19 protein-coding genes are annotated in these 25467 nt (G+C 72.0%); 5 read left to right on the top strand and 14 right to left on the bottom strand.

Annotation, left to right across the window (positions count from 1 at the left end; genetic code table 11):
* Window positions 1-137 precede the first annotated feature (137 nt).
* Window positions 138-1343: a PucR family transcriptional regulator gene (locus ACZ7DY_RS33240; protein ID WP_471142131.1), complete on the top strand. Its 1206-nt coding sequence runs from the start codon at window positions 138-140 to the stop codon at window positions 1341-1343.
* Between the two features lie 44 nt (window positions 1344-1387).
* On the opposite strand, the gene ACZ7DY_RS33235 is transcribed toward ACZ7DY_RS33240, so the two are convergent.
* Entirely contained in the window at window positions 1388-1981 is a 594-nt protein-coding gene (locus tag ACZ7DY_RS33235; protein ID WP_471142128.1) for a TetR/AcrR family transcriptional regulator, read from the bottom strand.
* A gap of 119 nt (window positions 1982-2100) precedes the next feature.
* Here ACZ7DY_RS33235 and ACZ7DY_RS33230 point away from each other — a divergent pair, with 119 nt between their 5' ends.
* Window positions 2101-3015, top strand: coding sequence for an alpha/beta fold hydrolase (locus tag ACZ7DY_RS33230; protein WP_471142125.1), 915 nt, complete (start codon window positions 2101-2103; stop codon window positions 3013-3015).
* Window positions 3016-3049: 34 nt separating this feature from the next.
* Here the strand turns inward: ACZ7DY_RS33230 and ACZ7DY_RS33225 are convergent, their stop codons facing one another.
* Complete coding sequence (locus tag ACZ7DY_RS33225; RefSeq protein WP_471142123.1) at window positions 3050-3649, bottom strand: TetR/AcrR family transcriptional regulator; 600 nt, start codon at window positions 3647-3649, stop codon at window positions 3050-3052.
* A 96-nt stretch (window positions 3650-3745) separates the two neighbouring features.
* Between ACZ7DY_RS33225 and ACZ7DY_RS33220 the strand changes: the two genes are divergently transcribed.
* Window positions 3746-5281 (top strand): MFS transporter, encoded by a 1536-nt coding sequence (locus ACZ7DY_RS33220; RefSeq protein ID WP_471142120.1) that lies wholly within the window; start codon window positions 3746-3748, stop codon window positions 5279-5281.
* Between the two features lie 110 nt (window positions 5282-5391).
* Here the strand turns inward: ACZ7DY_RS33220 and serA are convergent, their stop codons facing one another.
* From serA to ACZ7DY_RS33190, 6 genes are all read right to left on the bottom strand, one after another.
* The gene (gene serA / locus ACZ7DY_RS33215; protein ID WP_471142118.1) at window positions 5392-6996 is read right to left on the bottom strand and encodes a phosphoglycerate dehydrogenase; all 1605 of its coding nucleotides are present in this window, start codon (window positions 6994-6996) and stop codon (window positions 5392-5394) included.
* A 453-nt stretch (window positions 6997-7449) separates the two neighbouring features.
* The gene (gene ilvC, locus ACZ7DY_RS33210; RefSeq protein ID WP_471142115.1) at window positions 7450-8448 is read right to left on the bottom strand and encodes a ketol-acid reductoisomerase; all 999 of its coding nucleotides are present in this window, start codon (window positions 8446-8448) and stop codon (window positions 7450-7452) included.
* 98 nt (window positions 8449-8546) lie between these two features.
* Window positions 8547-9074 carry an acetolactate synthase small subunit gene (ilvN, locus tag ACZ7DY_RS33205; protein WP_055568881.1) on the bottom strand — a complete coding sequence of 176 codons (528 nt, stop codon included), beginning with the start codon at window positions 9072-9074 and terminating at the stop codon, window positions 8547-8549.
* 29 nt (window positions 9075-9103) lie between these two features.
* On the bottom strand, window positions 9104-10951 hold the full coding sequence (locus ACZ7DY_RS33200; protein ID WP_471142113.1) for an acetolactate synthase large subunit: 1848 nt from the start codon (window positions 10949-10951) through the stop codon (window positions 9104-9106).
* A 235-nt stretch (window positions 10952-11186) separates the two neighbouring features.
* Complete coding sequence (locus ACZ7DY_RS33195) at window positions 11187-14159, bottom strand: putative bifunctional diguanylate cyclase/phosphodiesterase (RefSeq protein ID WP_471142111.1); 2973 nt, start codon at window positions 14157-14159, stop codon at window positions 11187-11189.
* Window positions 14160-14546: 387 nt separating this feature from the next.
* Window positions 14547-15500: a 2-hydroxyacid dehydrogenase gene (locus ACZ7DY_RS33190; protein WP_471142109.1), complete on the bottom strand. Its 954-nt coding sequence runs from the start codon at window positions 15498-15500 to the stop codon at window positions 14547-14549.
* 117 nt (window positions 15501-15617) lie between these two features.
* On the opposite strand from ACZ7DY_RS33190, the gene ACZ7DY_RS33185 reads away from it, so the two are divergent.
* Both ACZ7DY_RS33185 and ACZ7DY_RS33180 read left to right on the top strand, forming a co-directional pair.
* Window positions 15618-16643: an aldo/keto reductase gene (locus ACZ7DY_RS33185; RefSeq protein ID WP_471142107.1), complete on the top strand. Its 1026-nt coding sequence runs from the start codon at window positions 15618-15620 to the stop codon at window positions 16641-16643.
* Window positions 16644-16784: 141 nt separating this feature from the next.
* Entirely contained in the window at window positions 16785-17951 is a 1167-nt protein-coding gene (locus tag ACZ7DY_RS33180; RefSeq protein ID WP_471142535.1) for a PQQ-dependent sugar dehydrogenase, read from the top strand.
* On the opposite strand, the gene ACZ7DY_RS33175 is transcribed toward ACZ7DY_RS33180, so the two are convergent.
* From ACZ7DY_RS33175 to ACZ7DY_RS33150, 6 genes are all read right to left on the bottom strand, one after another.
* The gene (locus ACZ7DY_RS33175; protein WP_471142104.1) at window positions 17952-18224 is read right to left on the bottom strand and encodes a DUF6191 domain-containing protein; all 273 of its coding nucleotides are present in this window, start codon (window positions 18222-18224) and stop codon (window positions 17952-17954) included.
* 97 nt (window positions 18225-18321) lie between these two features.
* Window positions 18322-21414, bottom strand: coding sequence for a helix-turn-helix transcriptional regulator (locus ACZ7DY_RS33170; protein ID WP_471142533.1), 3093 nt, complete (start codon window positions 21412-21414; stop codon window positions 18322-18324).
* A 67-nt stretch (window positions 21415-21481) separates the two neighbouring features.
* On the bottom strand, window positions 21482-21661 hold the full coding sequence (locus ACZ7DY_RS33165; protein ID WP_471142102.1) for a hypothetical protein: 180 nt from the start codon (window positions 21659-21661) through the stop codon (window positions 21482-21484).
* A 194-nt stretch (window positions 21662-21855) separates the two neighbouring features.
* Entirely contained in the window at window positions 21856-22461 is a 606-nt protein-coding gene (locus tag ACZ7DY_RS33160; protein ID WP_471142099.1) for a hypothetical protein, read from the bottom strand.
* A 35-nt stretch (window positions 22462-22496) separates the two neighbouring features.
* The gene (locus tag ACZ7DY_RS33155) at window positions 22497-23075 is read right to left on the bottom strand and encodes a GNAT family N-acetyltransferase (RefSeq protein WP_471142097.1); all 579 of its coding nucleotides are present in this window, start codon (window positions 23073-23075) and stop codon (window positions 22497-22499) included.
* On the bottom strand, window positions 23044-25305 hold the full coding sequence (locus ACZ7DY_RS33150) for an MMPL family transporter (RefSeq protein ID WP_471142094.1): 2262 nt from the start codon (window positions 25303-25305) through the stop codon (window positions 23044-23046). Before ACZ7DY_RS33150 ends, ACZ7DY_RS33155 begins: the two co-directional genes overlap by 32 nt.
* Window positions 25306-25467 lie beyond the last annotated feature (162 nt).

The raw sequence follows: 25467 nt of genomic DNA, 5'->3' as shown, positions 1-25467 counted from the left end.
CGGGTGCCTTACCGGCATAACCCCTCTCAGGAGGAAATGCGGCGGTACGGCACGGAGAACCACCGTGAAATCTAGGGATCACGCCCACCGCGAGCCATCGACACCTGTCACGCATCCGTGCCCTGGATCTCAGACAGATGTCTGAAGAAAGCGGGGGGCTGCGGGAGAATGAGGTGGTGAAGGGTGACTACCAAGAACTGGTCGACGAGATCTCGGCACTGCTCGGCGCCCCGGCGACCTTGGAGAACCGCGACTTCGAGCTGATCGCCTTCGGCGCGCACGACGGCGGCGGCGACGGCGCGGGCGGCTTCGACGCGACCGTCCTCGACCCGGTCAGGACCCGGTCGATCCTGACCCGCAGGTCCACCGCCGAGGTCCGCTCCTGGTTCGAGGGCTTCGGCATCACCCGCGCCACGTCCCCGGTCCGCATCCCGCCCACCCCGGAGGCGGGCGTCTACCGGGGCCGGATCTGCCTGCCCGTACGCCACCGCGGCTTCGCCCTCGGATACGTGTGGCTGCTCGACGACGAGCCGGGGCCCGGCGATCAGCAGCTGGCCGCCGCCATGGAGGTGGCCACCCGGATCGGCGCGCTGCTCGCCGACGAGGCGCAGGCGGGCGCCGACCTGACCCGGGAGTTCCGCGCGGTCCTGACGGCCGAGCGGGGCTGGCAGCGCGACATGGCGGTGGCCTCCCTGCGCACGGCGCTCGGCGCCCGCGGCGACGGCCTGCACGCGGTGGTGTGCGTGGCGCCGTGGCGCTCGGCCGATCCGGACGACGCCCCGGCCGCCCGTACGGTGCCGGGTGCGGCGGCGGTGTGCACGGTGCCGTGGGGCACGACCGCGCAGTCGCTCGCGGCCCTGGTGCGGCTCCGCTCGGCCGACGCGCTCTCCCCCGCGCACTCGGCGGCCGCGCGCCTTCTGGACGCGGCGCCGGGCGCGGCGGCCGGCATCGCCGGGGCCCGGCACGGTCTGGAGGATCTGGGTGCGGCCTGGTGGGAGGCGTCGGGGGCGGCGCGCGCCGCGCTGGCCGAGCGGCGGTTCGCGCCGGTGGCGCAGTGGTCGGACGTGGGCCCGTACCGCCTGCTGACCGCCCTGCCCCCGGAGGCGGCACACGACCCGGTGGGCACGCAGCTCCTCGGCCCCACCCACCGCGAACTCGCCCGTACCGCCGAGGTGTTCCTCGACTGCGCGGGCCAGGCGGGCCGCGCCGCCGCCGAGTTGGGCATCCACCGCCAGACGCTCTACTACCGCCTCTCGCGCGTGGAGCAGCTCACCGGCCTTGACCTGGACGACGGCGAGGACCGGCTGCTCCTGCACATGGTGCTGAAGTCGTCGCGGCTGTGAGGCCGTTGAGGATCCACCTGGCGGCGGGGGCGGCGTCGGCGTCGCTACTCGGGCGTGACCGTCGCCGCCCGTGACAGCGCGTCGACGGTCACACCCACGATGGCCCGGAGCTGCGCCGGGCTCGCGCCGGCTCTGCTCATGACGGCGAGGGACTGGTTCACGGCGGCCACGTGTTCGGCGAAGGCGTCGACATCGCAGGCGGTCAGGCGGCCCGCCGTCAGGGCGGCGCGCAACCGCGCGCGCTGCAGGCCCAGCGCCTCCGTGACGCGGGCCGCGACGCGCTCGCTCAGCACCGGGACCGCCATGGCCGACTGGGCGATCAGGCATCCGTCCGGCAATGCGGGATCGGCGATGCGGGCGAGGGTGACGTCGAAGAACGCGCGGACGGCCGCCGAGGGGTCCGCGGCCGCGCCCGAGAGGGCGTCGTCGTACCTCGCGCCGTACCGCGCGGCGTAACGATCCAGACAGCGCAGGAAGAACGCGTCCTTGCCGCCGAACGAGGAGTAGATCGAGCTGCGGTTCAGGCCGGTCGCGCGGGACAGGTCGTCCAGCGAGGTGTCGGCGTAACCCGCCCGCCAGAACTGGATCATCGCGGCGTCCAGCGTGGTCTCCATGTCGAACTGCTTCTTGCCTGCCACGGGGCGCTTCCTTGCCGGTGTGTCGGTGTCGCGTTCTGTGCCGCGCTGCCCCACCATCCTATCCTGAACCAATCAGTTCAAGATGTGTTAGCGTCCGAGGCCCCGAGCCCCCACGACCGATGGAGATCCTCGTGACCAACCCCGTCCCCGACCTGCCCCTGCGCCCCTTGGCGGGGTTCACGCACCGCTGGGTCGACGCCGACGGCGTCCGCCTCCACGCCGTCGAGGGCGGCCGGCCCACCGGCCCGGCCGTCGTCCTGCTCGCCGGGTTCCCGCAGACCTGGTGGGCCTGGCGCAAGGTCATGCCCGCCCTCGCCGACCGGTTCCACGTCATCGCGATCGACCTGCCGGGCCAGGGCCACTCCGCGCGTCCGGAGCGCGGTTACGACACGCACACGGTCGCCGCGCACGTCCACGCCGCCGTCCGGGCCCTGGGGGTCACGGACTACTGGTTGGCCGCCCACGACGTCGGCGCCTGGGTGGCGTTCTCGCTCGCCCTCACGCACGAGGAGGGACCGCGCGGGGTCGCCCTGCTCGACGCGGGGATCCCCGGCATCACCCTCCCCGAGGCGATACCCACCGACCCGGACCGGGCGTGGAAGACCTGGCACTTCGCGTTCCACCTGGTACCCGACCTGCCCGAGACGCTGCTCGCCGGCCGCGAACGGGAGTACGTCGCGTGGTTCCTGCGGATGAAGTCCCTCTCCCCCGGCACGTTCGACGACGCCGAGATCGACCACTACGCGGCGGCCCTCGCGGCCGACGGCGGCCTCCGCGCCTCCCTCGCCTACTACCGCGCGGCCGCCGAGTCGGCGCGCCGGAACCACGAGGCGCTGAAGCGGCGGCACCTGACCGTGCCGGTCCTCGGGATCTCCGGCAGCCACGGCTCCATCCCGGACATGGCGGCCTCCCTCGCCCCATGGGCCGACCACACCACGGGGATCGTCGTGCCCGACGCCGGCCACTTCATCCCCGACGAGCAGCCCGAAGCGGTCGCCGCGGCCCTGGCCGATTTCATCCGCGCCGACGCCTGACGTCCCGGTAGGGGGCCGTGGCCGCCCGCCCCTCCTACTGCCCGTCGGCCCCGGGGTTGGACCCGGCGCGCTCCATCACCCGGCGCAGCCCCTCGGTCAGCTGTTCCGCCGTCGTCGCCGAGTCCGGGTCGAAGAGCCACTGCACCATCAGGCCGTTGAGGAGCGTGGTGTAGAGGCGGCCCTCGCTCTCGACGACGTCATCGGAGAGCTCGCTCTCCTCGATGCCGGTGAACAGCGCCGCGAGGCCGCTGCGCCCCTCCTTCTGCGCCTCGATCAGCAACTCCCTGATCCCCGCGAGGCGTTCGCCCTGCGTGATGACCTCCAGGGTCATCATCCAGATGGGGCGGATCCGGGGCATGGAGTCGATGATGTTGCTCCACACCTCGTGGAAGCGCTCCAGGCTGCCCCTTGCGGCACTGCCCTCGGACCGTGAACTCTCGAAGTCGTCGCCCATCGGCTCGACGAGCGCGATGAACGCCTCCGCGAGGAGCGCGTCCTTGGAGCCGTAGTGGTAGCCGATGGAGGCGAGGTTGGTCCCCGACTCCTTCACGATGTCGCGGGCCGTCGTGCGCACGAACCCCTTCTCCAGCAGGCAGCGCTTCGCGCCCTCCAGCAGATCTTCGCGGTGTCCCATGCCCGCCACTGTACGCCGATCCATACGGACGTCTTACACAAGCGATCTATACGCCCGTACTAGACAGACGTATAAGACGTCCGTACAGTCCTCGGCATGCAGACGAACCCCCGCGCCACCCGCAAGGAATGGACCGCCCTCGCCGTCCTGATGCTCCCGCTGCTCCTGGTCTCGATGGACGTCTCCGTCCTCTACTTCGCGATCCCGGAGATCAGCGCCGACCTGCGGCCGAGCGGCACCCAGCAGCTCTGGATCTTCGACGTCTACGCCTTCGTGCTCGCCGGGCTGCTGATGACGATGGGCTCGCTGGGCGACCGCATCGGCCGCCGCAGACTCCTCATGTTCGGCGCCGCGGCCTTCGGGGCCGCCTCCCTCATGGCCGCCTACGCGGGCAGCGCCGAGCTGCTGATCGCGGCCCGCGCAGTCCTCGGCATCGGCGGCGCCACCCTGATGCCGTCCACGCTCGCCCTGGTGCGCAACATGTTCCGCGACGACGGTCAGCGCGCGAAGGCGATCGGCATGTGGCAGGGCGTCATGGTCGCCGGCATCGCGCTCGGCTCGGTGCTCAGCGGCGTCCTGGTCGCGCACTTCTGGTGGGGCTCGGTCTTCCTGGTCAACCTGCCCGCGATGGTGCTGCTCCTGCTCCTCGCGCCCGTCCTCATCCCGGAGTTCAAGGACCCGGAGCCCGGCCGCTTCGACCTGCTCAGCGTGCCGCTCTCCATGGCCGCCGTCCTGCCGCTCGTCTGGGGCCTCAAGGAGATGCCGGCCGAGGGCATCAAGACCTCGTACGTCGTGTCCGTCGCGGCCGGCCTCGTCTTCGCCGCCCTCTTCGTCCACCGGCAGCGCACCACCGCCTCACCGATGATCTCGCCGGACCTCTTCCGCGGCCGGGGCCGGGCCTTCGGCGCCGCCGTCTCACTGAACCTCATCTCCGCGCTGGCGATGATGGGTTCGGCCTACTTCACCACCCAGTACCTGCAGTCCGTGCTCGGCAAGAGCGCCATGGAGGCCGCGCTCTGGGCGCTGCTGCCCTCGGTGTTCATCGGCTTCGCCGCGCCCGTCGCCACGGCGCTCGTCCAGCGCGGCATGAACCGCGCGCACGTCGTCGCCACCGGCTTCGCCCTCTCTGCCTGCGGTTACGGTCTGCTCGCCGTCACCGGCACCGACTCCCTCTGGCTCGTCCTCGCCGGAGCGGGCGTCCTCGCCTGCGGTGCCGTCGTCATCGGCTCCCAACTCACCGACCTGGCCCTCGGCGCCGCCCCGGCCGAGAAGGCGGGCACCGCGTCCTCGCTCCTGGAGACGGGGCAGGAGTTCGGCGGCGCGATGGGCATGGCTCTGCTCGGCTCCATCGGCAACGCGGTCTACCACGCCAGGATCCCGGACTCCACCCCCGCCGAGGCCCGCGAGACGCTCGGCGGCGCGGTGGCCGCCGCGCACCGGCTCCCCGCCGGGGCGGCCGGCGATCTCCTGACGGCGGCCCGCTCCGCCTTCACCGACGGCATGCACGCCGCGGCGGTGACCGGCATGGTGGTTCTGCTCGCGGCGGCGGTCCTGGCCTCGGCGGCGCTGCGCGGGGTGCGGGTGCGGGAGGCGGCGGCCGGGGAGAGCGCCGAGGCGAAGGTGCTGGTGTGACGCGGACGCGTACACACGGACGCCGGGCGGGCTGGATGATTCCAGCCCGCCCGGCGTTCGAGGAAGGACTCGGCGGAGCAGGTGCTCACGGCACCCGCAGGCGCCCGGTGCTAGTCCGTGAGGTCGACGGCGCGGGCGGACTCCGCCCCGATCTCCGCCGACAGCTCGTTGAGGACGGACTGCGGGACCGTGTCGTCGACGGTCAGGACGGCCAGCGCCTCGCCGCCCACGTCGGCGCGGGCGACCTGCATGCCCGCGATGTTGATGCCCGCCTCGCCGAGGACGCGGCCGACGGTGCCGACGACGCCCGGCCGGTCGGCGTACCGCAGGACGACCATGTGGTCGGCGAGCGCCAGGTCCACGTCGTACTCACCGATGGCGACGATCTTCTGGAGATGCTTGGGGCCGGCCAGCGTGCCGGAGACGGCGATCTCCTCGCCGTCGGAGAGCGTGCCGCGCACGGTCACCACATTGCGGTGGTCCGGCGACTCGGAGCTGGTGGTCAGCCGGACCTCGACGCCGCGCTCCTGCGCGAACAGCGGCGCGTTCACGTACGACACGGTCTCGTCCACGACGTCCTCGAACACGCCCTTCAGCGCGGAGAGTTCGAGCACCTTGACGTCGTGCTGGGTGATCTCGCCGTACACCTCGACGTCGAGGCGGGCCGCGACCTCGCCCGCGAGGGCGGTGAAGATGCGGCCGAGCTTCTCGGCGAGCGGCAGGCCGGGGCGGACGTCCTCGGCGATGACCCCTCCCTGGACGTTCACCGCGTCCGGGACCAGCTCACCGGCGAGCGCGAGCCGCACCGACTTGGCGACGGCGATGCCCGCCTTCTCCTGCGCCTCGTCCGTGGAGGCGCCGAGGTGCGGGGTGCAGACGACCTGGTCGAACTGGAAGAGCGGGGAGTCCGTGCAGGGCTCCTTCGCGTACACGTCCAGGCCGGCGCCGGCGACGCGGCCCTCCTTGAGGGCGGAGTACAGCGCTTCCTCGTCGACGATGCCGCCGCGCGCGGCGTTGACGATGCGGACGGTCGGCTTGACCTTGTGCAGCGCGTCGTCGCCGATGAGACCGAGCGTCTCGGGCGTCTTGGGCAGGTGCACGGTGATGAAGTCGGAGACCTCGAGCAGCTCGTCGAGGGAGAGGACCTTCACGCCCATCTGCGCGGCGCGCGCGGGCTGCACGTACGGGTCGTAGGCGACGACCTTCATGCCGAAGGCGCTCATGCGCTGGGCGACCAGGGCGCCGATCCGGCCGAGGCCGACGACACCGAGGGTCTTCTCGGCGAGCTCGACACCCGTGTACTTCGAGCGCTTCCACTCGCCGTTCTTCAGGGCGGCGTTGGCCTGGGGGATGTTGCGCGCGGTGGCCACGAGCAGGCCGCAGGCGAGCTCGGCGGCGGTGACGATGTTCGACGTCGGGGCGTTGACGACCATGACGCCGGCCTTGGTGGCGGCGGAGACGTCGACGTTGTCCAGGCCGACGCCGGCGCGGGCGACGACCTTCAGCTTCCTGGCGGCGGCGATCGCCTCGGCGTCGACCTTGGTCGCGGAGCGGACCAGGATCGCGTCGACGTCGGCGATCGCGGGCAGCAGCTCCGCCCGGTCCGCGCCGTTGCACCGGCGGATCTCGAAGTCCGGGCCCAGGGCGTCGACGGTGGCGGGCGACAGCTCTTCAGCGATGAGTACGACGGGTTTGCCGGTGGCAGCAGTGCTCACGTGAGTCCTCACAAGTCCATTGCGGACGGCCGTCCCGACGGCCGCTGGCGGTGGAGGGAGCGGCACCGGGGAATTGCGGGGCGTTCCCGCGTCGTTCGGTGCGTGCTCTCGACGTGCCGGGCGAAGGTCCTCGTAGCGGAGCTACTCGGGCCTTTGGCCGGTGCGGCGAGAGTGCGTGCCGGGCGGCGTGGGGGCGTGCCTGCAATTTCTCGGTGTCGCTTAGCCGCGTGGAAGACGCACGACGCTGTGGGCCCGACGCGAATGTTGAACAGCAGTGTAGTGGCGCGGAGGGGATCGCCATGCGCCTGACTGGAAGGATCACTCGTCCGTGGCTGGACACGGCGGATGAATTGAGCCCCTGGGGGTCCCCCCTGCTCTTCAAGAGCTTGGGGGAGACTGAGGAGCGGGGTCCGGGGCGGAGCCCCGAGGCGTCAGCCCCGGACCCGAGCACCCCTACTCCTCGTCGTTGACCCAAGACATGAGCTTGCGCAGCTCCTTGCCGGTGGTCTCCAGGAGGTGGTTCTCGTCCTGGGTCTTGTACTCGTTGTACTTCTTCAGACCGCCGTGGTACTCGTCCATCCACTGCTTGGCGAAGGTGCCGTCCTGGATCTCGGCGAGGACCTTCTTCATCTCGGCCTTGGTGGCGTCCGTGATGATGCGCGGGCCGGTGATGTAGTCGCCCCACTCGGCGGTCTCGGAGACGGACCAGCGCATCTTCTCCAGGCCGCCCTCGTACATGAGGTCCACGATCAGCTTCAGCTCGTGGAGGCACTCGAAGTACGCGATCTCCGGCTGGTAGCCGGCCTCGGTCAGGGTCTCGAAGCCCGCCTTGACCAGCGCGGCGGTGCCGCCGCAGAGCACGGCCTGCTCGCCGAACAGGTCGGTCTCGGTCTCCTCGGTGAAGGTCGTCTTGATGACGCCCGCACGCGTGCCGCCGATGCCCTTGGCGTACGACAGCGCCAGCTGGAAGCCGTTGCCGGTGGCGTCCTGCTCGACGGCCGCGATGCACGGGACGCCGCGGCCCTCCTCGTACTGGCGGCGGACCAGGTGGCCCGGGCCCTTCGGGGCGACCATGCAGACGTCGACGCCCTCGGGGGCCTTGATGAAGCCGAAGCGGATGTTCAGGCCGTGGCCGAAGAACAGCGCGTCGCCGTCCTTGAGGTTGTCCTTGATGGACTCCTCGTAGACCTGGGCCTGGATCGGGTCCGGCACCAGGATCATGATGACGTCGGCCTCGGCCGCCGCCTCGGCGGGGGTGACGACGCGCAGGCCCTGCTCCTCGGCCTTGGCCTTGGACTTGGAGCCCTCGTGCAGACCGACGCGGACGTCGACACCCGAGTCACGGAGCGACAGCGCGTGGGCGTGGCCCTGGCTGCCGTAACCGATGACCGCGACCTTGCGGCCCTGGATGATGGACAGGTCGGCGTCGTCGTCGTAGAACAGCTCGGCCACTGGGAATCTCCTATGTGTGCTGGTGTTGCGTCCCACCGTACGGCGGGCGGGGGAAGGGAAGTCTGCCGGTCTCGCCATGCGGGCCGGTCGTCGTGGAGCTACGCGCTGCGGTCGAGCGCCCGCAGGCTGCGGTCCGTGATCGAGCGGGAGCCCCGGCCGATCGCGATGGTGCCGGACTGCACGAGCTCCTTGATGCCGAAGGGCTCCAGCATCTTGAGCATGGCCTCCAGCTTGTCGCTGCTGCCGGTCGCCTCGATGGTGACGGCCTCCGGGGAGACGTCCACGGTCTTGGCGCGGAACAGCTGGACGATCTCGACGATCTGGGAGCGGGTCTCGTTGTCGGCGCGGACCTTCGCCAGGACGAGTTCGCGGGCGACGGCGGCGCCCGGCTCCAGTTCGACGATCTTCAGGACGTTGACGAGCTTGTTGAGCTGCTTGGTCACCTGTTCGAGCGGCAGGTCCTCGACGTTCACCACGATGGTGATGCGGGAGATGTCGGGGTGCTCGGTGACGCCCACGGCGAGGGAGTCGATGTTGAAGCCGCGGCGCGAGAACAGGGCGGCGATCCGGGCGAGGATGCCGGGGGTGTTCTCGACCAGGACGGAGAGCGTGTGCTTGGTGGACATGGCTCTGGGTCTCTCTTTCGCTCTCGGTCTCAGTCGTCTTCGTTGTCGCCGAAGTCGGGGCGGACGCCCCGGGCGGCCATGACCTCGTCGTTCGAGGTGCCCGCGGCGACCATCGGCCAGACCTGGGCGTCCTCGTGGACGATGAAGTCGACCACGACCGGGCGGTCGTTGATGGCGTTGGCCTCGGCGATGACCTTGTCGAGGTCCTCGGGGCGCTCGCAGCGCAGCGCCACGCAGCCCATCGCCTCCGACAGCTTCACGAAGTCCGGGACGCGGGTGCCCTTGTTCGGGCCGATGTCCTCGGGGCCGCTGTGCAGGACGGTGTTGGAGTACCGCTGGTTGTAGAAGAGCGTCTGCCACTGGCGGACCATGCCGAGGGCGCCGTTGTTGATGATGGCGACCTTGATCGGGATGTTGTTCAGGGCGCAGGTGGTGAGCTCCTGATTGGTCATCTGGAAGCAGCCGTCGCCGTCGACCGCCCAGACCGTGCGGTCGGGCATGCCGGCCTTGGCGCCCATCGCGGCGGGGACCGCGTAGCCCATGGTCCCGGCGCCGCCGGAGTTGAGCCAGGTGGCGGGCTGCTCGTACTCGATGAAGTGCGCGGCCCACATCTGGTGCTGGCCGACGCCCGCCGCGAAGATCGTGCCCTCCGGGGCGAGTTGCCCGATGCGCTCGATGACGTGCTGCGGGGAGAGCGAGCCGTCGTCGGGCTGGGTGTAGCCGAGCGGGTAGGTGTCGCGCCAGCGGTTGAGATCGTTCCACCAGGCGGTGTAGTCGCCCGTGTGGCCCTCGGTGTGCTCGGCCTGGACGGCCTGGACGAGGTCGGCGATGACCTCGCGGGCGTCTCCGACGATCGGCACGTCGGCGGCGCGGTTCTTGCCGATCTCGGCCGGGTCGATGTCGGCGTGGACGATCTTCGCGTACGGGGCGAAGCTGTCCAGCTTGCCGGTGACGCGGTCGTCGAAGCGGGCTCCGAGGGCGACGATCAGGTCGGCCTTCTGCAGCGCGGTGACGGCGGTGACCGCACCGTGCATGCCCGGCATTCCCACGTGCAGCGGGTGGCTGTCGGGGAATGCGCCGAGCGCCATCAGTGTGGTGGTGACGGGCGCTCCGGTGAGCTCTGCCAGGACCTTCAGCTCGGCGGTGGCCCGGGCCTTGAGGACACCACCGCCGACGTACAGGACCGGGCGCTTGGCCGCCGTGATGAGCTTGGCGGCCTCGCGGATCTGCTTGGCGTGCGGCTTGGTCACCGGCCGGTAGCCGGGCAGGTCCTGCTGCGGCGGCCAGGAGAACGTCGTCTGCGCCTGCAGCGCGTCCTTGGCGATGTCCACGAGGACGGGGCCCGGGCGGCCCGTCGAGGCGATGTGGAAGGCCTCGGCGATGGTGCGCGGGATGTCCTCGGCCTTGGTGACCAGGAAGTTGTGCTTGGTGATCGGCATGGTGATGCCGACGATGTCCGCCTCCTGGAAGGCGTCCGTGCCGATGGCCTTGGAGGCCACCTGGCCGGTGATCGCGACCATCGGGACGGAGTCCATGTGGGCGTCGGCGATCGGGGTGACCAGGTTGGTGGCGCCGGGGCCGCTCGTCGCCATGCAGACGCCGACCTTGCCGGTGGCCTGCGCGTACCCGGTGGCCGCGTGGCCCGCGCCCTGCTCGTGGCGGACCAGGACGTGCCGGACCCGGGTGGAGTCCATCATCGGGTCGTACGCGGGAAGGATGGCGCCGCCGGGAATGCCGAACACCGTGTCGGCCCCGACTTCCTCGAGAGAACGAATGAGGGACTGCGCACCCGTGACGTGCTCGACGGGGGCGGCGTGCTGTCCTGAGGTTCGGGGCCGCGGCTGCGGATGGTGGGCCCCGGAGGCCTGCTCGGTCATCGGCATTCTCTTCTCGAAGCTGAGGGTTTTTGCGGGGGTTTGGCGGGGTTTTGGCGGGTGCCGGTGCAACAAAAAACCCCTCGTGCCGTGAGGCAAGCGAGGGGAGCGCGCCGGGTGCGGTCGCAAGGATTGACGGTATTCGGACCGGTCAGTCCCAGCTTCAGCCGACGCGCTTTCCAAGTACGAGAATTCGGGTGCGCATGGCATTGACCCTCCCCCCGGCACGCAGTGCCTGTCAAGTAGGTGGGACGGGGGTCTCATCATGTGAACGGGCATAGGCCGCGGAGCCGCCCGTGAACGCCGCCGCGGGACCGCTCCCGTACACCCCCGCGGGCCCTCCGTACGCCGCCGGGGGGCCGCCCGCGAGCACCCGTTCGGCGGGGCCGCGCGGCACCGGATACTCGCCGATCGTGAGCGCCCGGCGCAGCCGGTACTCGTCGAGGGGTCCGGCGAAGGCCACGCCCTGGCCGTGCGTACAGCCCATCGCGCGGAGCGCGGCCACCTGCTCGGGCAGGTCGACGCCGTCGGCCACGGAGACCAGGCCCAGATCGCCCGCGATGCGCAGCAGACCGGAGGTGATCTTGTGCAGGCGCGCGGACTCCACGACGCCCTCGACCAGGTCGCGGTCCAGCTTCAGGATGTCGACGGGGAGCCTGCGCAGGGCCGTGATCGCCGCGTATCCGCTGCCGAAGCCGTCGAGCGAGATGCGGACGCCGAGGCGGCGCAGGGAGGCGAGGCGGCGCTCCAGCTCGTCGAGCGGGACCCGGGGGTCGCAGTCGGCGAGCTCGACGATGAGCGCCCCCGAGGGCAGGCCGTGCCGGGTGAGGAGGGCCTCGATGGAGCCCATCGGCATGGAGCGGTCCAGGAGGCGGCGCGCGCTCATCCGGACGGCGACGGGCACCGCATGCCCGGCCCGGCCGCGCTCGGCGGCCTGCTCGATGGCCGCCTCGAACATCCAGCGGCCGAGCTCGGCCGCGCGGCCGGCGTCCTGGCCCTCCCTGGTCTCGGAGACCCGCAGGAACTCGGCGGGCGTGAAGAGGATGCCCTGGGCCGAGCGCCAGCGGGCCTGCGCGGCGACCGCCGTGATCCGGCCGTCGTCCAGCGAGACCACGGGCTGGTGGAGCAGGGCGAACTCGCCGTCGTGCAGGGCGGCGCGCAGCCGGGTGGCGAGCTCCGCCTTACGGACGACGTCGGCCTGCATCTGCGGGGCGTACAGCTCGACGCGGCCCTTGCCGGCAGCTTTCGCGCGGTACATCGCGAGGTCGGCGTTGCGCAGCAACTCCCCCGCGCCGATGCCCGGTTCGGCGAAGGCCACGCCGATGGAGGCCGCCACGCGCACGTCGTTGCCGTCGATGGCGTAGGGCTGGGACAGGGTGATTCTGAGACGGTCGGCGAGCTCGTAGATGTGCCGTTCTCTCGCGGCCTGGTCCCTGGTCCCGTCGCCGACGATGAGGGCCGCGAACTCATCGCCGCCGAGCCTGGAGGCGGTGTCGCTCGAACGCACCGCCTCCTGAAGTCTGCGTGCCGCCTGGATGAGGAGTTCGTCACCGGCCTGGTGGCCGATGGTGTCGTTGACGGCCTTGAAGCCGTCGAGGTCGATGAAGAGCACCGCGGTGCCCCGGTCGGTCACCCGGCGGCCGGTCAGGGCCTGGCCCACGCGCCGGGTGAACAGGGCGCGGTTGGGCAGGTCGGTGAGCGGGTCGTGCTCGGCGTTGTGCTGCAACTGCGCCTGGAGGCGGACCCGTTCGGTGACGTCTCTGCTGTTGAAGATGAGGCCGCCGTGGTGGCGGTTGACGGTGGATTCCACGTTGAGCCACTCGCCGTCGCCGGACTTGAAGCGGCACTCGATGCGGGTGGTGGGCTCCTGCACGGGGTTGGCGGCGAGGAATCTGCGGATCTCGTGGACGACCCGGCCGAGGTCCTCGGGGTGCATGAGCGCGGCCAGTTCGGAGCCCACGAGGTCTTCCGCGTCGCGGCCGTAGACACCGGCGGCGGCGGGGCTGACGTACCGCAGGATGCCGTTGGGCGCGGCGATCATGATGACGTCGCTCGAACCCTGGACCAGGGACCTGAAGTGGTTCTCCTTCTGGGCCAGTTCCTGGGTGAGGGTGATGTTGTCCATGAGCATGATGCCCTGGCGGACCACGAGGGCGAGCACCACGGTGCCGCCGGTGAAGAGGACGACCTTGTCGACGCTCTCGCCGCTCAGGACGGTGTAGAGGATCCCCAACGTGCAGACGGCCGCGGCCAGATACGGCGTGAGGGCGGCCAGCGATCCGGAAATCGGGCGGGTCAGGGCCGCCCGTGGGGCGTCGGGGCCGCTGTCGTACGACACGCGTGCGTGGCCGGGGGCCGGCGCCCCGCGCGTCTGCCAGGGGGCGGCCCACGGGGCGTAGGCCAGGAGCAGTGAGCCGGCGAACCATCCGGCGTCCAGCATCTGGCCGGAGTGGTAGGTGTGCTTCAAAAGCGGTGAGGTGAACATCGCGTCGCACATGACCGTCAGGGCCAGCGCGCCGATCGCGGTGTTCACGGGAGCCCGGTGCGCGGGCGACCGTCTGAAGTGCAGCGCGAGGACCATGCTGACCAGCGCGATGTCGAGGAGGGGGTACGCGAGCGAGAGCGCGTTGCGCGTGACGCCCTTGTCCTCGAAGCGTGCCGCGCTCGCCAGGGCCAGGCTCCAGGAGAGCGTGAGCAGCGAGCCGCCGATGAGCCAGGCGTCGAGGCCGAGGCAGACCCAGCCCGCGCGCGTCACCGGGCGCTTGGCGAGCACCAGGAGGCCGATGATGGCGGGCGGGGCGAAGCACAGGAAGAACAGGTCGGCGAGGCTGAGTTGGGGAACGGCGCGGTCGAGCACGACCTCGTACCAGCCCCATACGCCGTTGCCCAGGGCGGCCATGGCCGAGGAGAGCGCGAAGAGCAGCCATGCGGATCGAAACCGGCTGCGACGCGTGCGCGCGTACCGGAAGCAGGAGACCGCGGCGACCGCGGCGGCGGCGCTCAGCCCGAAGTCGCCCATGATCTGGGCCAGTCGGCCCGATCCCCAGCCGAGCGCGGAGCCGGTGGCATAGGCGCCGCAGATCAGCAGGAGCGCCATCTGGGAGGCGAGACCGCGGCCGCCCGGCAGCGGGCGCCGGACCGGCGGCGTCCTGGGGGGCAGTGTCCGCATGCCCCCGTCCAGGACGGCGGTCGAGGTCGCGGGGGCGTTCATCGGGCCGCCTTGGTCCGTGCCGCTCCCGTGTCGGCCCGGCCGGCACCTCGACGGGGCCTGCAGGGTCGCTGATGCGTGCGTCGGCGGCCGCTCGCGCGGCTCCCGACTCGCCTGCGCCTGCGGGCCGGTGTGCGCCAGAGTCGCCGGCTGCGGTCCCGCCGCGTCGGATCGTTCGCCCATAGGCCGTACATCGCCCGTCGCCCCCCTCGCAGTCTGATGTCGCAATCCCCGGCGCCGAACGGTCGACGACGCATCCCCAGTCGGGACGATACACCAGACTCGTCACTCAGGGACATAGCTCCTCTACGCTCCGTGACTACGGGCGGAGAAGCGGACACAGGGCGCACGCGGTCGGGTGCGGAGCGTGCACAAGGCGTGCTCAATCGATCAACTGCCCGTGATCAGCACGGTGTTGTCGAGCGCCTCCCCGGCCGCGTACCTGGTCAGCTGCGCGGCCAGCAGACGCTTGGCGCGCGGCGCGAAAGCGGACGACGAGCCGCCCACGTGCGGGCTGATGAGCGCTCCGCGAGCGTGCCACAGCGGGTGGCCCGCGGGCAGCGGTTCGGGGTCGGTCACATCGAGGGCGGCGGTGATACGGCCGGACTCCAGTTCGGCGATGAGCGCCTTGGTGTCGACCACGGGGCCGCGGGCCACGTTCACGAGCAGCGCGCCGTCCTTCATGCGCGCCAGGAACTCCGCGCCGACCAGCCCACGCGTCGCCTCGGTGAGCGGCGTCGCGAGGACGACGACGTCCGCGTCGGGCAGCAGGGACGGCAGCTCGGCGAGCGGGTGCACGGGGCCGCGCTCGGTGGCACGGGCAGAGCGCGCGACGCGCGTCACCCGCGCACACTCGAAGGGGGCGAGCCTGTCCTCGATCGCCGCGCCGATCGACCCGTACCCCACGATGAGCACGGACTTGTCGGCGAGCGCCGGATAGAAACCGGAACGCCACTCCTCCTGCCGCTGCCCCTCGACGAAGCGCGGGATGCCCCGCAGCGAGGCGAGAATCAGCGCGAGCGTGAGCTCCGCGGTGCTGGCCTCGTGCACACCGCGTGCGTTGCACAACCGCACACCGGGCGCGAGGAACTTGATTCCCGGCTCCACGTGGTCGATGCCCGCGGTGAGGGTCTGCACCACGCGTACGGAGGTCATCTCGGGCAGCGGGCGCACGGCGGTCTCCGTGGTCTTCATGTAGGGCACCACGTAGAAGGCGCAGTCGGCCGGGTCCGCGGGGAACCGGGGACCGCCGTCCCAGAACCGGTAGGTGAGTCCCGCGCGGGACGCATCGGGCAGCCCTTCGATCTCGTGCGGTTCATACGGAAGCCATACGTCTGTGGTCATGGCTGGAGGCTAGTGCGCGCCGGCCGCCGGCCGCCCGCGGGGAGGCAGCGGTCGGGGCCGGGGCGCCAGCGGTTAGTTTTGGTGATCTCCGGACGAGGAGCGGGAGGGTACGGCCAGGTGGAGCGCAGGACGATCGGCGCGGGGGCGCTCGAAGTGGGCGCCGTCGGACTCGGCTGCATGCCGATGAGCTGGGCATACACCGGCTCCCGGCAGCGCGGCGACGCGTCGCTGCGCACGGTGCACGCGGCCCTGGACGCCGCCGGCGGGGCCGGGCACGGGGTGACGCTGCTGGACACCGCGGACATGTACGGGCCGTTCACCAACGAACTGCTGATCGGCAGGGTGCTCAAGGAGCGGCGGGCCGAGGCGTTCGTTTCGACCAAGTGCGGGCTGCTCGTCGGCGAGCAGCACATCGTCGCCAACGGCCGCCCCGGGTACGTGAAGCGGGCCTGCGACGCGTCGCTGCGCCGCCTTCAGACGGAGACGATCGACCTGTACCAGCTGCACCGGCCCGACCCCGAGGTGCCCATAGAGGAGACCTGGGGCGCGATGGCCGAACTGGTCGCCGCGGGAAAGGTGCGGGCCCTCGGGCTCTGCGCGATGGGGGCGCGCTCGCACCGGCGTGCGGCGCCGGGGCGGCCGGGGCCCGGGGCGCACGACGCGACGATCCGGCAGCTGGAGCGGGTGCAGCAGGTCTTTCCCGTGACGGCGGTGGAGGCCGAGCTGTCCGTCTGGTCGCCGGAGGCACTGGACGCGCTGCTGCCGTGGTGCGTGGCGCGCGGGGTGGGCCTGCTCGCCGCGATGCCGCTGGGCAACGGCTTCCTCACCGGGACGCTGACGCCCGGCCAGGGTTTCGAACCGGACGACCTGCGGGCCCGCCACCCGCGCTTCACCGCCGAGATGATGGCGGCCAACCAGCCGCTGGTGGTGGGGTTGCGCAAGGTGGCTCAGCGGCACGGCGCGACCCCGGCCCAGATCGCGCTGGCGTGGGTCCTCGCGCAGGGCAGGCACGTGGTCCCGATACCCGGCGCGAAACGGGAGCGGTGGGCGGTGGAGAACGCGAAGGCGGCACAGGTGCGGCTGACGGAGCGGGACCTGGCGGAGATCGCGGCGCTGCCGGCGGCGCTGGGGTCCTGGGACTGAGCGCCGGGGGCCGGGCACCGGGGCCGACACCGGGGTCGCGGGCCGGGGATGTGCCGTGCCCTCGATCTCGTGGCGGCGGAAGGGGAACCTGAGGGGCGCGAGCGGTGTATGAACAGGAGAAGCCGCTGCGTCGAAGGGATCCTGATCGTGCGACGACCTGCTGTTACGGCCGTGACGGCCGCTGCCGCCCTCCTCTTCGCGGCCGGGTGTGCCTCCGGCGGCGGTGGCGGGCCCGACCACCGCCGGAGCCCCTCGGAGTCGGGGAGGTCGAGCCAGTCCCCCACCGGCACGTCGGGCGCCGAAGCGCCACCGGAGAAGGGCTCCGCCAAGGTCACCCGCACCCTGGCGACGGGCCTCGAATCCCCCTGGGGCCTCGCGCCGCTGCCCGGCGGCGACCTGCTGGTCTCATCCCGCGACAAGGGGACGATCACCCGGATCGACGGCAAGACGGGCAAGAAGACGGGGCTGGGCTCGGTGCCGGGCGTCTCCCCCGGCGGCGAGGGCGGCCTGCTGGGCCTCGCGCTCTCCCCGTCGTACGCGTCGGACCACCTCGTGTACGCCTACTTCACGACGGAGTCCGACAACCGCATCGCCCGCATGCTGTACGACGAGAAGAAGCCCTCCGGCGAGCAGCTCGGCGCCCCGGACACGATCTTCAAGGGCATCCCCAAGGGCATGATCCACAATGGCGGCCGGATCGCCTTCGGCCCCGACAAGATGCTGTACGCGGGCGCCGGGGAGACGGGCGAGACCGGTCTCGCCCAGGACAAGAAGTCCCTCGGCGGCAAGATCCTGCGCCTCACCCCGGAGGGCGAGCCCGCCCCCGGCAATCCCTTCGACGACTCCCCCGTCTATTCGTACGGCCACCGCAATGTGCAGGGCCTCGCCTGGGACGAGCAGAAGCGGCTGTGGGCCTCGGAGTTCGGCCAGGACACCTGGGACGAGCTGAACGAGATCAAGGCCGGCGGGAATTACGGCTGGCCGGAGGTCGAGGGCAAGGAGGGCAAGGAGGGTTTCCGCGATCCGGTGGCCCAGTGGAAGACCTCCGAGGCCTCACCGAGCGGCATCGCCTACGCCGAGGGTTCCGTCTGGATGGCGGGCCTGCGCGGCCAGCGGCTGTGGCGGATCCCGGTGCGGGGCGTGGAGGGCACACCTAAACCGCAGGACTTCCTCAAGGGTGAGTACGGCCGCCTGCGCACGGTGCTCGCGGCGGGCGGCGACAAGCTGTGGCTGGTCACCAGCGAGACGGATGGGCGGGGCACGCCGGAGAAGGGGGACGACAGGATCCTGGAGGTGACGGTGGAGTAGTCAGGCGGCCGGGTCGGCGCCGGGGCCGTGGCCCGGTCGCGCCTCGGCGTCCGGTGACTCGTCCGCGTCCGGTGACTCCTCGTCCCGCGGCGACTCGTCGGCTCGTGGGGTCGGTACGGGTGGGCGTACGACCACCTTGCCCGAGGAGAGGTCTATCGGTCCGCGTCCCGGGTCGCCGTCGGCCAGGTCGACCCGGGTCAGCTCCAGGCGCTTCTGCTCGTCGTCCGTGTGCTTGCGCCCCGGCGCGAACAGCGCCTCGATCGCGTTGAACACTGCGCCTCCCAGGGGCCGGGTCTCTGCTGTCAAGCGTAAGCGAGGCCGCGGAAAACCGGCCCTGTCCGGGAAGTCGCAGGTGGGGCGGGTCAGGCCGTCAGCGCGCGACCTGCTCCCCGGCCGTCGGGAACAGCCGCAGCCGGTGGGCGAGTGCGGCGGCCTCGCCGCGGCCGGTGACGGACAGCTTGGCGAGGATGTTGGAGACGTGGACGCTCGCCGTCTTCGGGGAGATGAAGAGCTCCTCGGCGATCTGCCGGTTGCTGCGGCCCACCGACACCAGGCGCAGGACGTCCCGCTCCCGGCTGGTCAGGCCCAGCGCCTCGGCGGGGTCGGCCGGGGCCGCAGGGGCGTGTGCGGCCTCGGCGGGGTACAGGGTGAGGCGGGCGCGCTGGGCGAGTCCGGTGATGGAGTCGGCGAGCGGGCGGGCGCCGAGCCGGGCGGCCACTTCACCCGCCCCGCGCAGCAGTTGGGCGGCGCGGTCGCGGTCGGTGGTGTCCGGGGCGAGGAGGGATTCGGCCAGGCGCAGGTGGGCGTGGGCGAGGTCGTAGGGGCGCTCCAGGGGTTCGAGGGCGGTGACGACGGCCGTCCAGTCGGCGGGGCCGTCGCGGCCCTCGGCGCGCCGAAGCTCGGCGCGCGTCCACTCGTCGTAGGCGCGCCAGAGGGGGACGGGGGTGGCGAGGGTCTTGGCGACGGCGCGGATGCGTTCGACGGCGGCGGGGCGGCCGGGCTCGGCGGCGGGGAGTCCGCGGGCGTCGGCCTCCATGGAGGCGGCGGCGAGCAGCAGGGGCCAGCCGTACCGCTGGGTGCCGAGGGGGAAGCCGGTGGCGAGGGCGCGTTCGAGCTCGGCGCGGCCGTCGAGGATGCGGCCCTCCCCCGCGGCGATGCCGAGGGCGATGCGGATGAGCGGCAGGGTGTACTGGGGCTGCGGGTCATGGCTGCCGTAATGCTGGTGGGCGGCCTGCACGTGCCGGATCGCGGCGGCGTGGTCGCCGCTGAAGAGCGCCATGCGCGCGGAGCACAGGGCGGCGGACCCGCGCGGTTTGGAGCTCTGCACGCGGCGCTGGGTCTCCGCGACGGCCTCGGCGGACTCGTCCCAGCGGCCGAGGGCGAGCAGGGACTCGGCGGCGTTGGCCCAGATCCATCCCTCGGTGTCGACCAGGCCGTACTTCCGGCAGAACTCGATGCCCTCCATCGAGACCTTCACGGACTCGGCGGAGCGGCCGACGCTCTCCAGGGCGGAGGGCAGGTTGATATGGGCCCGGCTGAGGTCGGTGATCAGGCCCTCTTCGACGACGCGGTCCCGGACCTCGTACATCTCGGCGAGGCCGGCCTCGGGGTCGCCCGCTTCGATGAGGAGGTTGCCGCGGGTGAGGCGGGCGTTGAGCTCGATGGTGTCGGCCTTGACCATGCGGGCGTACTCGACGGCGCGTTCGGCGGCGGCCAGGGTGTCGGGGCCCGGGTCGTGGAGCATGCCCCAGGAGGCGCGGTGGACGAGGACGTCGGCGTGCACCTCGGAGGGCGGCAGGCCGCGCATCAGCTCCTGGGCCCTGGCGATCTCCGTCCAGCCGTCGCCGCGGCCGAGGGTGGAGACCAGGCGGGAGCGGGCCACCCAGAACCAGGCGGCGCGCAGCGGGTCGCTTTCCTCGTCGAGGAGGCGCAGGGCGCGCTTGGTGATCTTCAGGGCGCGTTCGCGTTCGCCGCAGAGGCGTCCGGCGACGGTGGCCTCGGCCATCAGGTCCAGGTACTGCAGCGGGGTGGCGGTCTCGTCACAGCCGCAGACCGGGTAGCCCTCGACGTAGTCGGCGGGGCGCAGTTCGTCGCGTACGGCGTCGGGGGCGTCGTCCCACAGCTCCATCGCGCGTTCGAGCAGGCGGAGTTGTTCGGCGTAGGCATGCCGGTGGCGGGCCTCGAGGGAGGCGTCGAGGACGGCGGGCAGGGCCTTGGCGGCGTCGTGCGCGTGGTACCAGTAGGTGGCGAGGCGGGTGGCGCGCTGGTCGGCGGAGACGAGGGTGGGGTCGCTCTCCAGTGCCTCGGCGAAGCGGCGGTTGATGCGGGAGCGCTCGCCGGGCAGCAGGTCGTCGCTGACGGCCTCGCGGACCAGGGAGTGCCGGAAGCGGTAGCCGTCGCCGTCCGGCGAGGCGTGCAGGATGTTGGCGCCGACGGCGGCGCGCAACGCCTCGATCAGGTCGTCCTCGCCGAGCCCGGCGACCTCGGCGAGCAGTTCGTACTCGACGGTGGAGCCGCCCTCGGCGACGATCCGCGCCACCCGCTGGGTGTCCTCGGGCAGTTCCTCGACGCGGACCAGGAGCAGGTCGCGCAGGGAGTCCGTCAGGCTCGCGCAGCTGCTGCCGTGCGAGGCGACGGCGAGTTCCTCGACGAAGAAGGCGTTGCCGTCGGAGCGGTCGAATATGTCGTCGACCAGGCTCTGTTCGGGCTGGGCCGCGAGTATGCCGGCCATCTGGCGGGCGACCTCGTCCTTGCTGAAGCGGCCGAGTTCGATGCGGCGCACGGTGCGCAGCCGGTCCAGTTCGGCGAGCAGGGGGCGCAGCGGGTGGCGGCGGTGGATGTCGTCGGCCCGGTAGGTGGCGAGCAGGACGAGGCGGCCGCCGCGCAGGGTGCGGAAGAGGTAGGCGAGGAGGTTGCGGGTGGAGGTGTCGGCCCAGTGCAGGTCCTCCAGCGCGACGACGACGGTGCGGTCGCGGGAGAGGCGTTCGAGCAGGCGCGCGGTGAGTTCGAAGAGGCGGGCCATGTCCTGCTCGTCGGAGCGCCCGACGGGGGCGTGTCCCGGCGGGGCGGGCGCGGCCAGTTCGGGCAGGATCCTGGCGAGTTCCTCCTCCTGGCCCTCGGCGGCGGCGGCCAGTTCGTCGGGGAGGCTGCGGCGCAGCGAGCGCAGCGCGGTGGAGAAGGGGGCGAACGGCAGGCCGTCGGCGCCGATCTCGACGCAGCCGCCGACCGCGACGACGGCGCCCTGCTTCTCGGCGGCGGCGGTGAACTCCTCGACGAGGCGGGTCTTGCCGACCCCCGCCTCTCCGCCGAGCAGCAATGCCTGGGGCTCGCCCGGGCCGGGGCCCCCGGCTCTGTCGAGCGGGGTGCCCGTGGCGCGGGCGAGTGCTTCGTTCAATACGCCCAGTTCATCGGTGCGGCCGACGAACACGGGACTGACGGACCTGGTCTCCACAGCCGCGAGCATCGCACAGTGCGTGGTCGCCGTGTCACCCGATATCCGCGGAGTGGACAGCGGCACCGGGCCCCTCATCTCAGGCGGCCCGTGTGAAGCGGGACTTGAGGAGTGAGGTGGTCACCCGCCCCTCGGCTTCGTCGCGTGCCGAACGGCGGGCCGCGGCGCGGATCTTGCGGGCCTCGCCGATCAGGCGGCGGCGGTCGGCCTCGCGGGTCAGCTCGGCGGCGCGCATCTGGTGCATCTCGTACTCGAACATCTCGTACCCCTCGGGTTGTCGGTGATCTCGCCGGTGTCGTTCCCTGCGATGACTCCACTTTCGTCTCCCAGGGGGGTCGCCCACATCGGGCGGCTGCCGCATCTGTGCGGGGTGAGGGGCCTTAGGTACGGCGAAGGGCGGGGCGGGGGCCTTAGCCCCTGCCCCGCCCCTGCCTTATGTGCGGGCGCGAGTGCTCAGGAGGGTGCCGAGGGCAGCCCGAGGAGCAGGTCGGAGTACTTGGCGACGGCGAGGATCAGACCGATCACGCCGAGCGCGACCCCCGCCCACGCCACGGACTTGATCCACGGCGCCTGTTCCCTGCCGGGGTCGCCGAAGGCGGGCCTGACCAGGACGAGGAAGCCGACGACGAGCGCGGAGAGCGCGAAGATCCCGGCGACCAGCGCGGTGGCCTGCCAGGAGTCGCCGTACATGGCCTGGAGCTGGTCGGAGACGCTCGCGGACTGCTTGGTCTCCAGCTGTCCCATGATGTTGGAGCGGGCGCCGGCGATCGTGCCGAGCCAGCCGCCGGAGAGGCCGATCACGCCGAGCGCGGCGGCGACGACGGCCGCGGCGCCCTGGCCGACGCCGGTGGACCGGGCGGACCGGGCCGTGGCGTCGTACGCGTCGTCGGCCTCGGCCGCGTCCTCATCCGTCTCGGCGCCGGCGCCTTCCGCGTCGGCCTCGGCCGCCCGCTTCTCCGTCTCCGACGTGTCGGAACCGGTCGCTTCCTCCGTCCGGTCGGCGTCCTCGGCGCCGGTGGCAGCCTTGGCCCCGGTCGCGTCCTCTGTCTTGGTACCCATGCTGCGCACCGTACGGACGGAGTCTGAGAGCTCTCTTAACGAACGGCGGCGCCGGCCGCCGAGCCGTCCCGTGCCGCCCGCCACTCGGGGGCGAGGACGGACCAGACCTCCATGTCGTGCCGCTTGCCCTGCCAGGGGAAACTCTCCCGCAGCACGCCGTCCCGGGTGAAGCCGAGCCGCTGGGCGGCCGCCTTGCTGCGTTCGTTGAGCGAGGAGACAAGCCACTCCACGCGGTGCATGCCGCGCTGGTCCACGGCCCAGTCGATGAGGACCTTGGAGGCCTTGTTGACCAGGCCTCGCCCGGCGGCGGACGGTTCGAGCCAGACGCCGATCTCACAGCCGTCGACGCTCGTGTCGAAGATCCGGAAGAGGACGCCGCCGACGAGGGTGCCGTCCAGCCAGATGCCGTAGAAGCGGCCGGTGTCGGCGGCCTGCTTGTCGGCGTAGATCTGGAGGTGCCTCCGCGCGGATTCGACGTCCTTGACGGTCGCGGTGAACGGCACCCACGGCCCGGCGTACTCCCTGGCCCGCTCGACGTGCTCCAGGAACTCCTCGGCCTGCCACGGTTCGAGGGGGCGCAGCTCAGCGCCCTCGGCCAGCGATATCGCGAACATCCTGCTCCTTCAGCCCACTCACGTCGTCGTCCAGCTCCCGCTGTTCCGGGATCTTCGCATGTGCGTCGCGCGAGTTCGAACGACATTCGGGCGGCTCGATGCTGATGCGCGGCAGGAGGCGGTCCAGACGGCGCGGCAGCCACCAGTTGGCGCCGCCGAGCAGGTGCATGAGGGCGGGTACGAGCAGGGTGCGCAGCACGAACGCGTCGAGTGCGACGGCGGCCGCGAGCGCGATGCCGAACATCGCGATGACCCGGTCGCCGCTGAGGACGAAGGCGAGGAAGACCGAGATCATGATCACGGCGGCGGAGTTGATCACGCGGCTGGTCTCGGCGAGGCCGACGCGCACGGCCCGCCGGTTGTCGCCGGTCTCCAGCCACTCCTCGTACATCCGGCTCACCAGGAAGACCTGGTAGTCCATGGAGAGCCCGAAGAGCACGGACACCATGATCACCGGCAGGAAGGGTTCGATCGGCCCGGCTCTGCCGAGCCCGAGCAGTTCGCTCCCCCAGCCCCACTGGAAGACCGCGACGACGATCCCGAAGGCCGAGGCGACCGCGAGGACGTTCATCAGGGCGGCCTTGAGCGGGATGCCGACGGACCGGAAGGCGAGCAGGAGCAGGACGCAGCCGAGCCCGATGACCACGCCCACGAAGAGCGGCAGCTTGCCGACGATGACCTCCGCGAAGTCGTCGTAGCTCGCGGTGACACCGCCGACCCGCATGTGCGGGGAGCCGCCCGCCTCGGCGCGCGGCAGGACGTCCTCGCGGAGCCGGTCGACGAGGGCGCTGGTCGCCTCGGACTGCGGGGCCGAGTCGGGGACGACGGTGAGGAAGGCTGCGCGGCCGTCGCCGTCGTACGTCACCGGGCTGACGGAGGCGACGCCGGGCGTCGACTTCAGGGTCGCGGCGAGGTCGTCGACGGCCACCCGGCCGCCGGCCCCGTAGACCTCGCCGACCAGGGTCAGGGGGCCGTTCACGCCGGGCCCGAAACCGTCGGCGAGCAGGTCGTACGCCTGTCGGGTGGTCGCCTTCTGCGGGTTGTTGCCCTGGTCGGAGGTGCCCAGGTGCAGGGCGAGGGCGGGCAGGGCGAGCACGGCCATGACGAGGGCCGCGAGCGCGCCGAGGAGCCGGGGGCGGCGCTCCACGAAGGCGGCCCAGCGGGCGGCGAGGCCGGTCGGCAGCTCCGGTTGGGGCCCGTGCTCGGCAAGTCTGCGGCGCTCGCGGCGGCTGAGGGCGCGCGGGCCGATCCAGGCGAGGAGGGCGGGCAGCAGGGTGACGGAGGCGGCGACGGTGAGGACGACGGTCAGCGAGGCGGCGACGGCGACGCCGTTGAGGAAGCTGAGCCGCAGGATGAGCATGCCGAGCAGGGCGATGCAGACGGTGGCGCCGGCGAAGACGACGGCGCGTCCGGTGGTGGCGACCGCGCGTTCGGCGGCGACGGCGACGGGCAGGCCGCGTTTGAGGCCCTTGCGGTGCCGGGTGACGATGAACAGGGCGTAGTCGATGCCGACGCCGAGCCCGATCAGGGTCCCGAGCATCGGCGCGAAGTCCGCGACGGTCATCACGTGGCCGAGCAGCACGATGCCCGCGTAGGCGGTGCCGACGGAGACCAGAGCGGTGGCGATGGGCAGCGCGGAGGCGGCGAGCGAGCCGAAGGCGACGAAGAGGACGACGGCGGCGACGGCCACCCCGACGACCTCGGCGACCTGGGCGCCCTTGGACTCGGTGAGACCGACCGCGGTGCCGCCGAGCTCGACCCGCAGATGGTCGGAGCGGGCCTTGCCCGCGAGGTCGACGACGGCCTGTGCGTCGGCCTTGTCGAGGTCGTCGGCCTGCTCGCGGAAGGTGACGGAGGCGTACGCCGTGCGGCCGTCGGCGCTGATCCGGGCGGCGCCCCCGGTCGTGTAGGGGCCGGTCACGGAGGCCACGACGGGCAGCTCGGAGATCTTGTCGAGCGTGTCGGTCATCGTCTGCTCGACGTCGGCGGCGCGGACGGAGGTGCCGGGGCCGGTCTGCCAGACGACGGTGTCGCTGTCGCCGCCGAGGCCGTGGAAGTTCTCGTTCAGGAGGCGGGCCGCCCGGCCCGATTCGGTGCCCGGCACCTCGTAGTCGTTGGAGTAGGCGGTTCCGGCGACCGCGGCGGCGGAGGCGGCACCGCCGAGGGCCAGCAGCCACAGCAGGACGACGACGAGACGGCGCCTGACGCACCACCGGGCGAGAGCTGCCACGGACTGACTCCCTGGATGTTTCGTGGATCTTCACCGGGAGCGACAGTCGACCGACCGGGGGCCCGCAAAGAACGCATGAGTGGCGACATGTGCGCCGGAGTCACTTTGACAGCCATTGAAGATCCTTGGTCCCTTTCGTGGCCATGCTCACAAGGGCACAAG

The organism is Streptomyces sp. NPDC037013, assembly GCF_055607265.1.
The sequence above is the reverse complement of the archived record's forward strand: the minus strand, read 5'-3'. Positions and strand labels throughout refer to the sequence as shown.